Source organism: Rathayibacter tritici, from assembly GCF_002932875.1.
Taxonomy (GTDB): domain Bacteria; phylum Actinomycetota; class Actinomycetes; order Actinomycetales; family Microbacteriaceae; genus Rathayibacter; species Rathayibacter tritici.
The window spans coordinates 176,520-186,593 of sequence record NZ_PSWS01000053.1 but is presented as its reverse complement, the minus strand read 5'-3'; the positions used below and the strand labels follow the sequence as shown (position 1 = coordinate 186,593).

Below are 10,074 nucleotides of genomic sequence, written 5' to 3'. Positions count from 1 at the left end.
CCACCCCCGGCCCCCACCCCTGGCGCCGACGAGGGAACCTCGGACCGTCGAGGGAGCCTGATAGTGCAGGCTCCCTCGACGGGTCGGGGTTCCCTCGGTCAGGCGTCGAGCGAGAAGTCGGCGCCCAGCAGCTCGAGCTTGGTGAGGAAGTTCTCGTAGCCGCGGCTGATGATGCCGACGTTCGAGACCGTCGACGTGCCCTCGGCGGAGAGCGCGGCGATCAGGTGCGAGAAGCCGCCGCGCAGGTCCGGCACGACGATGTCGGCGCCGTGCAGCTTCGACGGGCCCGAGATCACGGCGGAGTGCATGAAGTTGCGCTGGCCGAAGCGACACGCCTGCCCACCGAGGCACTCGCGGTGGATCTGGATCGTCGCGCCCATCTCGACCAACGCGTCGACGAAGCCGAAGCGCTGCTCGTAGACGGTCTCGTGCACGATCGACACGCCCTTGGCCTTCGTCAGCGCCACGACCAGCGGCTGCTGCCAGTCGGTCATGAAGCCCGGGTGCACATCGGTCTCGATGATGACCGGCTTGAGCTCGCCGCCCGGGTGGTAGAAACGGATGCCGTCCTCGGCGATCTCGAATGCTCCGCCGACCTTGCGGAAGACGTTGAGGAACGTCGTCATCTCCTGCTGGCGGGCGCCGCCGACGAAGATGTCGCCGTCGGTCGCGAGTGCCGCAGCGGCCCAGGAGGCGGCCTCGTTGCGGTCGAAGAGCGCGCGGTGAGAGTAGCCGGTGAGCCGGTCCACGCCCTCGATGCGGATCACGCGGTCGGTGTCGACCGAGATGATGGCGCCCATCTTCTGCAGGATGTTGATCAGATCCATGATCTCGGGCTCGATCGCCGCGCCCGAGAGCTCGGTGATCCCGGAGGCGCGGACCGCGGTGAGCAGCACCTGCTCGGTCGCTCCGACGCTCGGGTAGGGCAGCGACACCTTCGCTCCGTGCAGGCCCTCAGGAGCCGACATCCGGATACCCGAGGGCAGTTTCTCGACGACCGCGCCGAAGTTGCGCAGCACCTCGAGGTGGTAGTCGATCGGGCGGTCACCGATGCGGCAGCCGCCGAGATCGGGAATGAACGCCTCGCCCAGGCGGTGCAACAGCGGGCCGCAGAAGAGGATCGGGATGCGACTGGAGCCAGCGTGCGCATCGATGTCAGCGAAGTGCGCGGACTCGACGTTGGAGGGGTCGAGGATCAGCTCGCCGACCTCGGCGCCCTGCTTCACCTTCACACCGTGCACCTCGAGGAGACCCTTCACGACGCGGACGTCGCTGATGTCGGGTACGTCCCGAAGTGTGGACGCGGTCTCACCGAGCAGCGCCGCGACCATCGCCTTCGTGACGAGGTTCTTCGCACCCTTGAGTTCGATGCGTCCCACCAGGGGACGACCGCCGTTGATGGTGAGCCGCTCGGTCGTCATTCCCACTCGGGCTCCCGCCGCCTTGGCGTCCTGAAGAAGTGTATTCACGCTATTTCACCGGCAATGTCTTGGGCCGCCAGCTCTCGCGGCGGGTCTCGAATTCGGAAATGAGCGCTTCGTCGCGCAGGGTCAGGCCGATGTCGTCCAGGCCCTCGATCAGGCGCCATCGAGTGTAGTCGTCGATCTCGAAGTCGAAGGTCTCGCCACCGGCGGTGACCGTACGCGCAACCAGATCCACCGTCGGTTCTATTCCCGGGGTGGCTTCAATGATCTCCCAGAGGCGCTCGACGTCGGGCTCGGACACCACCGCGGCGAGCAGCCCCTGCTTGCCGGCGTTGCCGCGGAAGATGTCGCCGAACCGGGGCGAGATCACGACTCGGAAGCCGAAGTCGCGTAGCGCCCAGACCGCGTGCTCGCGGCTGGAACCGGTGCCGAAGTCGGGGCCCGCGACGAGGATGCCCGCGCCGCGATAGCGCTCCTGATTGAGCACGAAATCCTCCTCCTGCCGCCAGCCGTGGAAGAGGGCGTCCTCGAAACCGGTCTTCGTGATGCGGCGCAGGTACACGCCGGGGAGGATCTGGTCGGTGTCGACGTTCGCGCGCTTCAGCGGCGCTGCGATCGCGGTCACGGTCTCGAACTTCTGCATGCTCACACTCCTGCGCTCTCGCGGACCGGGCCCAGGTCCGCTGGGCTGGAGAGGGTTCCGCGTACGGCGGTCGCCGCGGCGACCAGGGGCGAGACGAGGTGCGTCTTGGCGCCCTTGCCCTGGCGCCCCTCGAAGTTGCGGTTGGAGGTGGACGCGACGCGCTCCCCCTGGACGAGCTGGTCGGTGTTCATCCCGAGGCACATCGAGCAGCCGGCGAAGCGCCACTCCGCACCGAACGCGGTGACGATCCGGTCGATCCCCTCCGCCTCGGCCTCCAGGCGCACTCGGGCGGAGCCGGGAACGACCATCACGCGGACGCCGGGAGCCTTCGTGCGGCCCTGGACAATCGCGGCGAAGGCGCGCAAATCCTCGATACGGGAGTTGGTGCAGGAGCCCATGAAGACCACGTCGACCGGGATCTCCTTCATCGGCGTGCCGGGCGCCAGCGCCATGTACTCCAGCGCCCGCACAGCGCTGGTGCGCTCGTTCGGGTCGTCGATGGCCTCCGGGTCGGGCACCGTTTGCGAGAGCGAGACGCCCTGGCCGGGGTTGGTCCCCCAGGTGACGAACGGCTCGAGCGCATCGGCGTCGATCACGACCTCGGCGTCGAACACGGCGCCCTCGTCGCTCGGGAGCGTGCGCCAATAGGCGACCGCCGCATCCCAGTCCTCCCCCGCGGGGGCGTGCGGGCGGCCGCGCAGATAAGCGAACGTCGTCTCATCCGGAGCGACCATGCCGGCGCGGGCACCGGCCTCGATCGACATGTTGCAGATCGTCATCCGACCCTCCATCGAGAGCGCACGGATCGCGGAGCCGCGGTACTCCAGGATGTAGCCCTGCCCGCCACCGGTGCCGATACGGGCGATGACCGCGAGGATGATGTCCTTCGCCGTCACCCCCTCCTTCAGCGTTCCCTCGACGGTGATCGCCATCGTCTTGAAGCGCTGCAGCGGCAGGGTCTGCGTGGCCATCACGTGCTCGACCTCGCTGGTGCCGATGCCGAACGCGATCGCGCCGAACGCGCCGTGCGTCGAGGTGTGCGAATCGCCGCAGACGACCGTGACACCGGGCATCGTCAGCCCGAGCTGGGGGCCGACGACGTGCACGATGCCCTGCTCGACGTCGCCGAGGGAGTGCAGGCGGACGCCGAACTCGTCGGCGTTGCGGCGCAGCGCATCGATCTGGGTGCGGCTGATCGGGTCCTCGATCGGGCGCCCGATCTCGAGGGTCGGGGTGTTGTGGTCCTCGGTGGCGATGGTGAGATCCGGGCGGCGCAGCGGGCGACCAGCCGCGCGGAGTCCGTCGAACGGCTGGGGGCTGGTCACCTCGTGCAGCAGGTGCAGGTCGATGTAGACCAGATCCGGTGCGCCGTTCTCGCCCTTGACGACGACGTGGTCGTCCCAGACTTTCTCGGCGAGGGTGCGGGGCTTCTCCGCGCGGGCGTCGGCGGCGCTCGATACGGGCGCGGCAGCGCCGGAGGTGCTCTCGATCATGACGGTTCCTTCTCCTCCTGGAGTCGCTACTCGGCCGGTCGAGGCACCGAGACGAGGGAGGCCGCTCAGATCGAGGCCTCGCCGCGGCACGGAAGGAGGTGCGGGCCGCTCAGCATGCAGAGACACTAGCACCGGACTCCCCCGCTTTCGGGGCGCCCGCGGCGCGTGGTAACGGGGCTCAGGCGCGGGGATCGAGCACTGCATCGACGACGAGGACCGTCACGTTGTCGCGACCCCCGGCGTCCACCGCGGCACGCACGAGCGTCTGCGCGAGGTCGGCGGAGTCACCGGAGTCGCGGCGCGCGAACAAGGCCGCGATCTGCTCGTCCGAGAGCTCCTTCGTGAGCCCGTCCGAACAGAGCAGGTAGCTGGCGCGGGATACCACCGGAAGTGTCCAGACGTCCGTCTCGACCTCGTCGTCGGCACCGAGGGCGCGGGTGACGATGTTGCGGTCAGGATGCGACTCCGCCGATTCGCGGGTGAGGAGACCGGCCGAGACGAGCTCCTGCACGGCCGAGTGGTCCACCGTCAGCTGCTGGAGCTCCGCGCCGTCCCAGCGGTAGACCCGCGAGTCGCCCACGTTGAACAGCGCCCAGCGCGCGGGGCCGGCGGGCTCGGGCAGCACGAGCATCAGCCCGGTCAGCGTCGTGCCGCAGAGCGCGCCGCCCACATCGAGCGACCGCACGGCCCCATTGGCGCCTTCCACCAGGTCGAAGACCGCGTCCACCGACCCGAGGCCCGCTGGCCGATTCTCGCGCAGCGCCTCGACCGCGGCGGCGCTGGCCAGGTCGCCACGCGCGTGCCCACCCATCCCGTCCGCGACCGCCAGGAGGAGATCGTCCGCGAGGACGGCGTCCTCGTTGACTCGGCGGACAGCTCCGACATCGGTACTACTGCTGACGGTGAGCCGCAGCGCCCCCTGGGGCAGGTCGACCGTGGTCGTCGTCATCGCGGGATCACTTCTCCTCTGCGCTGGACCGGGCGTCGTCCGAGACGATCTCCGGGTGCCCATTGTGCATCTGGATGTGGCGGTGCTCGCGGCGCATCGAGGCCAGGCTCGCCAGCGTCGCAACGGTCATGCTCAGCACGATGACCACGAGCGACGTGATCGTGTCGATGTCCCACACCGGCACGGGCTCGCCGCCGTTGATGAAGGGCAGATCATTCTCGTGCAGGGCGTGCAGCACGAGCTTCACGCCGATGAAGGCGAGGATGAACGCGATGCCGTACTTGAGGTACTCGAGCTTGTCGATCAGCCCGCCGAGCAGGAAGTAGAGCTGGCGGAGTCCCATCAGCGCGAAGACATTCGCGGTGAAGACGATGAAGGGGCTCTCGGTGATGCCGAAGATCGCCGGGATCGAATCGAGCGCGAAGAGCAGGTCGGTGGAACCGATCGCCAGGAAGACAATCAGCATCGGCGTGAAGAAGCGCGTGCCGTCGATGGTGGTGCGGATCTTCGAGTCGTCGAACGAGTCCGAGATCTTCACGCGGCGGCGCAGGAGCCGGATGAGCACATTGTCCGTGCCCTCGTTCTCGTCCTCCTTGCCGAACGCCTGATTCCAGGCGGTGTACACCAGGAACGCGCCGAAGAGGTAGAAGATCCAGCTGAAGCTCTCGATGAGCTGCGCGCCGAGCAGGATGAAGACCCCCCGGAAGATCAGCGCGATGATGATGCCCACCATCAGCACCTCCTGCTGCAGCTTCGCCGGCACCGCGAAGCGGCCCATGATGATCACGAAGACGAACAGGTTGTCCACCGAGAGGCTGTATTCCGTCAGCCAGCCCGCGACGAACTGACCGGCGAGCTCACCGCCGCCGAGGATGAGCATGAGCAGCGCGAACACGAGCGCCAGCGTGACGTAGAAGCCGACCCACAGGCCCGACTCCTTCAGGCTCGGTACGTGTGGGCGCTTGTACACCAGCAGCAGGTCGGCAGCGAGGATCAGGCTGAGAACGACGAACGAGCCGATCACGAACCAAACGGGCAGATCGAGCATGAAGGCCTTCCGAGTGGGTGAGTGTCCGGAAGTCTCTCCCCGGGGAGCGGACGGCCGTGCCGGTCCGCGTCACCCGTCCCACCCCCGGCGCCGCGCTGGGGCGGTGCGTACTGACGGGAGCGGGATGGTCGGGATACTCCCCTCCGCGGATGCGATCCTAGCGCCGATCGGCTCGGCCGCTGTCACGAAAGGTGCAGTCGGAGGGGGAGTTAAACGAGAAGAACCCCCGGTCAAACCGGAGGTTCTTGTCGTGCTGCCGTGGTGACCCCAGCGGGATTTGAACCCGCGTTACCGCCGTGAGAGGGCGACGTCCTAGGCCGCTAAACGATGGGGCCGCGTTTTTGCAACTCGAAGAGTGTCGCACATGGATCTGCGCCGGTGCAAATCGGGCGGCCCGTGCCTCCGGTCGGCGGCCGCGCAGGGCCTTGCCCGCCGCCCGCCGAAGCGGTTGGCTCGGAGCATGAGACTGACGAAGCTCGAGCACGCGAGCGTCCTGATCGAGCAGGACGGCGCCCGGCTCGTGATCGACCCCGGATCCTTCACGCGCCCCATCGAGGGGACCGCCAACACCGTCGCCGTGGTGCTCACGCACGAGCACGCCGACCACTGGACCCCGGAGCAGCTGCGGCGCCTGCGCGACGCGGCCCCGTCACTGCGGATCTTCGGGCCCGCCGGGGTCGCCGCCGCGGCCGAGGGCTTCGATGTCGAGACGGTCGCTGACGGCGATGTCGTGACAGTCGGCCCCTTCGAGCTGCGCTTCTGCGGCTCCCGGCACGCGGTGATCCACCGCAGCATTCCCGTCATCGACAACGTGGGCGTCCTGGTGAACGGACGCTTCTACTACGCCGGCGACTCGTTCACAGTGCCCCAGGGCGTGAACGTGGAAGTCCTCGCGGCTCCCTCGGGCGCTCCGTGGATGAAGATCGCCGAGGCAATGGACTACGTGCTCGCCATCGCTCCTCGGCACGCGTTCGCGACCCACGAGCAGGTGCTCTCGGAGGCGGGGCGTGCGCTCGGCCACGACCGGCTCGGCTGGGCCGTCCACGAGGGCGGCGGCGAGTACCACGCCCTCGAGCCGGGCGACGTGCTGGACCTCTGACGGCGGAACACGACCAGGATCACTCGCCCCAGCCGGGCGCCCGCTCCTCGCACCGGGATTCACCTGACCGGTGGAGCCGTCGCCGCCCGAGCACCAGAAAGAGCAGGGACAGGCCTAGAGCGAGGACGGCCGGCGGAACAGCGACGAGGAGCGCTGGGCCCAGCGCGACCGCCTGCAGGACGCTGCTCGCGCTCAGCCGCCCGTTGGACACCCCGACCACGAGCGCTATCGACGGCGACACCACGAGGAGAGTCGCCAGCCAGGCCGGAAGCAGGACGAGAGCCGAGGTCAGCGGCCGGGTCGACGTCGATCGTCGAAGCCCCAGCGCCGCACACGGAAGGACGAAGACGAGCGCCCCAGGAATGAGCCCGATCGCGGCGAAGAAGAGGAAGAGCGAGGCGAAACCGGGGGCTACGAGCGCAGCAAGTCCCGCCAGCGCCGACGTCACGCCGACGGGAACAAGGGAGACGGCGGCCGCCCATTCGAGAACGCGCAGCGCGTGGGGCACGAGGACCTCCTGGTCGACATGAGGAGCGCGTGCAGCTCCTCTCTCAATCGGGAAGGCCCTCGCCCCGCTCCGGCGTCTCCAGCACGTCGTCACACTGCCATCGACGCCCCGGGGAGACGCAGCGAGCGGGTCAGTAGTACTCGCCCTGGCGGTAGTCCCAGGAGTTGAACTGCTCGGCGAGGTTCAGCATGATGCGCTCGTAGTCCAGGCCGCGGCGGATGAGCACGGGACCCGGGGTGATCGATCTCTCGCCGCCCTGCACGGGAATGAGGGCGCCCGAGGCGTCGACCATTGAGACCATGACGCCCTGCTCGTGGCGCGAGTCCTCGTCCTTGTCCGGCTGGATCGAGGCGACGTAGGAGTCGGCCGAGACGATAATGTCGGCCTCGTTCTCGATCCGCTCGCCGATGTTCGCGACGCGGCCGCGGTTGCCGACACCGGAGGGGTTGGCGGAGCTGGCGAAGGTCAGGGTGCGCTCGCGCTCCCACAGGGTGGAGACCAGCTGCTCGGCGGGGCGGCCGAAGCGGATGACGAAGCAGCTGGTGCCGCGTCCGTCACGGACCAGCTCACGGGCGTCCTCGTCGATCAGGTCGACCGCCTCGGCCTTCCAGGGCAGGATGCAGCCGAGCAGGACGTCCTGGTCCCAGTGCTTGCGGTAGAACGCGAGGACCTCGTCGTTGAGCTCGGCGAGCTCGGTGAGCTGCTCGATGCTCGCGCAGAGCACGACGCCCGGCTTGTTGCGATTGCGCTGCTTGGCCGAGAACTTGCGCTCCAGGCCCGCTCCGTCGGTCGTCATCAGGATGTAGCCGACCTTGGTCGCGCAGACGACCAGTCCACCGGGAGCGGAGAGCGCGTCGACCGCTTCCGCAGGAACCTGCTCACGCCATTCGATCACCGTCGTGCTCGTCATTCTGTCCCTTTCGTGGTGTCCAAGATGGGCGAGGCCCGGCCGAGCGGAAGCCTAGCGGATGGCCTCCGGTCGGCTGGAGCCGCGACGCCCTGCGCCGACGGGCGTGCACCGGGGAGGGTGCAGGAGGACTCCTCTCGGAGGGCATGGTCACTCCGCGTCCTCGGGAGCGGCCTTCGTCCCCTTCCTCCGCATCGAGAGGGCCCCGAGTGTCTGCGCGACGACCGCGAGGACGATGAGGACGACGAGAGTGGGCGCCGTGCCTCCCGTGAGAGGAACGAGGACCCCGGCGACGATAAGCAGGACCGCCTGGAGAATTCCCTGGTTCCGCTCCAGTCCACGCATCACCGTGACCCGAGCGCCATCGTCGACCCCGTTCATCGCGGGAGCGAGGGCGATCATCGTCGCGGGCCGAACGAAGCCGCCCGCGATCCCGAGAAGGGCAAGTCCTGCGATCGCGGCTCCCAGGACGCCGAGTGCGGTCAGGGCGAGCCCGATCACCTGAGTGAGCGCGGTGAGAAGGAACACCAGGGGCGTGCCTGCGACGAGCGGGGAGAGTCGGGCGGCGGCGAGGCCGGCCAGGGTGTACAGGCCCAGCACCACGCCGAACGCGGGGAGCGTCAGGCGCAGCTCCTGGAAGAGCAGCAGCGGCACGACGAAGGTGTAGGCGGCGAGCAGGACGGCGCGGTTCACGGAGTAATAGAGGGACCAGAAGCGCACTGCCGCGGGCAGCACGGCCGGTCGTGCGGTGTGCCTTCTCCCTGCTGCAGAAACCTGCGCGCCGAGCGGCAAGCGCGCGAGGAGCACCACGGCCAGCGCACCGCACGAGACCAGCGCACTGAGCAGGAACGGCAGCCGGTCCCAGAGCGCGAGTGAGGCGGCTCCGATCACTCCCGCACCACAGGAGGCGAGGAACATCCCGCTCTGCACCGCCGTCTCCTGTCGGCGCGCGTCGGCACCAGCCCGGAGGGAGGACGCCAGTGCGGCGTCGCGCCCCGCCGTCAGCGCGAAGCCGCAGCCGGCGAGCAGCTGACTGACCACGACGGCGACCGGGTCGGCGTCCAGCACGATCACCACGAGGCCCAGCGCCTTCACGCCCTCCCCGACGACGAGCGCACCCGACGAGGACAACCGGCGCGTGAGTGGCGAAAGCGGGCCGTCGGCGAGTGCCGCCACCACTCCGTAGAGCGCGAGGAGCAGCGCCACCGCCGGGATCGAATAGCCCCGCGCGAACAGGAAGACCGCGACCACAGGCAGGTGGAAGTAGGCGCGCGAGACGATCCGGTACACGGTGATCAGCGCGGCGGCGCTGCGCCCGCGCACGAGGTCCGTGCGTTGACCCTCAGGCAAGGGCGGGCACGACGACGCGCAGAGCCTCGGCGCCGAGATCACCCTGCCGCACGATGGACGCGCCGCCCACGAGGGAGATGATCGTGCTGCTCATTGTGGAGTCTGGCGCGGTGTCACTCCGGATGAGGTAGTCGCTGTCGCCGCCGAGATGCTCCGCAGCGAGGTCGACGTCGACAAGGCCGGAGGACACCGTGCCGCTGATGTTGGCCGACGTCGCCGCGAGCGGTAGCCCCGCGAAGATCGAGAGAAGGTTGATCGGGGCGCTGAGGTTGTGCACGACCGACACCGTGTCGTGACCCGAGGTCACCCAGTCCGGGACGACGGGCTTGCGGCGCAGGATCACGTTGAGGGGACCGGGCCAGAAGGCTGCGACGACGGCGTCCATGTCGGCTGTCTCCGGAGCGAAAGCCCACGTTGCCCAGTCGCGGGGGGTGGAGACGAAGAGCGTGAGCGGTTTCGCGCCGTCGCGCTTCTTCATGTCGTAGAGGCGGGTGCAGGCGCTGCGTGAGAACGGGCTGGCGAACACCCCGTAGTTGGTGTCCGTCTGCGCGATGACCGTCGCGCCTTCCCGGAGCTCCTGCCCGACTCGCCGAAGCTCGTCGAGGTCGCTCGCGTCGATGATCTGTGCCGTCATAGGCGGTGCTCCTGCTCGT

Annotated in this window: 10 protein-coding genes and 1 tRNA gene; 1 reads left to right on the top strand and 10 read right to left on the bottom strand. The window is 68.8% G+C overall.

Annotated features, from left to right (window positions below):
• Window positions 1-98: 98 nt before the first annotated feature.
• From murA to C5D07_RS09320, 6 genes are all read right to left on the bottom strand, one after another.
• Window positions 99-1,469 carry a UDP-N-acetylglucosamine 1-carboxyvinyltransferase gene (gene murA, locus C5D07_RS09345; protein WP_084415902.1) on the bottom strand — a complete coding sequence of 457 codons (1,371 nt, stop codon included), beginning with the start codon at window positions 1,467-1,469 and terminating at the stop codon, window positions 99-101.
• A 1-nt stretch (window position 1,470) separates the two neighbouring features.
• Window positions 1,471-2,067, bottom strand: a complete 597-nt coding sequence (leuD, locus tag C5D07_RS09340) for a 3-isopropylmalate dehydratase small subunit (protein WP_068253841.1) — start codon at window positions 2,065-2,067, stop codon at window positions 1,471-1,473.
• Window positions 2,068-2,069: 2 nt separating this feature from the next.
• Window positions 2,070-3,560: a 3-isopropylmalate dehydratase large subunit gene (gene leuC, locus C5D07_RS09335; protein ID WP_068253844.1), complete on the bottom strand. Its 1,491-nt coding sequence runs from the start codon at window positions 3,558-3,560 to the stop codon at window positions 2,070-2,072.
• 178 nt (window positions 3,561-3,738) lie between these two features.
• A complete protein-coding gene (locus C5D07_RS09330; RefSeq protein WP_104259213.1) occupies window positions 3,739-4,509 on the bottom strand; it encodes a PP2C family protein-serine/threonine phosphatase in 771 nt (256 codons plus the stop codon).
• A gap of 7 nt (window positions 4,510-4,516) precedes the next feature.
• Window positions 4,517-5,557 carry a TerC family protein gene (locus tag C5D07_RS09325; protein WP_084415903.1) on the bottom strand — a complete coding sequence of 347 codons (1,041 nt, stop codon included), beginning with the start codon at window positions 5,555-5,557 and terminating at the stop codon, window positions 4,517-4,519.
• A gap of 259 nt (window positions 5,558-5,816) precedes the next feature.
• A tRNA-Glu gene (locus C5D07_RS09320) sits at window positions 5,817-5,892 on the bottom strand.
• A gap of 125 nt (window positions 5,893-6,017) precedes the next feature.
• On the opposite strand from C5D07_RS09320, the gene C5D07_RS09315 reads away from it, so the two are divergent.
• Window positions 6,018-6,656 carry an MBL fold metallo-hydrolase gene (locus C5D07_RS09315; RefSeq protein ID WP_068253850.1) on the top strand — a complete coding sequence of 213 codons (639 nt, stop codon included), beginning with the start codon at window positions 6,018-6,020 and terminating at the stop codon, window positions 6,654-6,656.
• Window positions 6,657-6,675: 19 nt separating this feature from the next.
• On the opposite strand, the gene C5D07_RS09310 is transcribed toward C5D07_RS09315, so the two are convergent.
• From C5D07_RS09310 to C5D07_RS09295, 4 genes are all read right to left on the bottom strand, one after another.
• Window positions 6,676-7,164 carry a hypothetical protein gene (locus C5D07_RS09310; protein ID WP_068253853.1) on the bottom strand — a complete coding sequence of 163 codons (489 nt, stop codon included), beginning with the start codon at window positions 7,162-7,164 and terminating at the stop codon, window positions 6,676-6,678.
• 130 nt (window positions 7,165-7,294) lie between these two features.
• Window positions 7,295-8,074 carry an L-threonylcarbamoyladenylate synthase gene (locus tag C5D07_RS09305; RefSeq protein ID WP_068253856.1) on the bottom strand — a complete coding sequence of 260 codons (780 nt, stop codon included), beginning with the start codon at window positions 8,072-8,074 and terminating at the stop codon, window positions 7,295-7,297.
• A 147-nt stretch (window positions 8,075-8,221) separates the two neighbouring features.
• Window positions 8,222-9,394, bottom strand: coding sequence for an MFS transporter (locus C5D07_RS09300; protein WP_068253860.1), 1,173 nt, complete (start codon window positions 9,392-9,394; stop codon window positions 8,222-8,224).
• A 19-nt stretch (window positions 9,395-9,413) separates the two neighbouring features.
• A complete protein-coding gene (locus tag C5D07_RS09295) occupies window positions 9,414-10,055 on the bottom strand; it encodes an L-threonylcarbamoyladenylate synthase (protein WP_068253863.1) in 642 nt (213 codons plus the stop codon).
• Window positions 10,056-10,074: the final 19 nt, after the last annotated feature.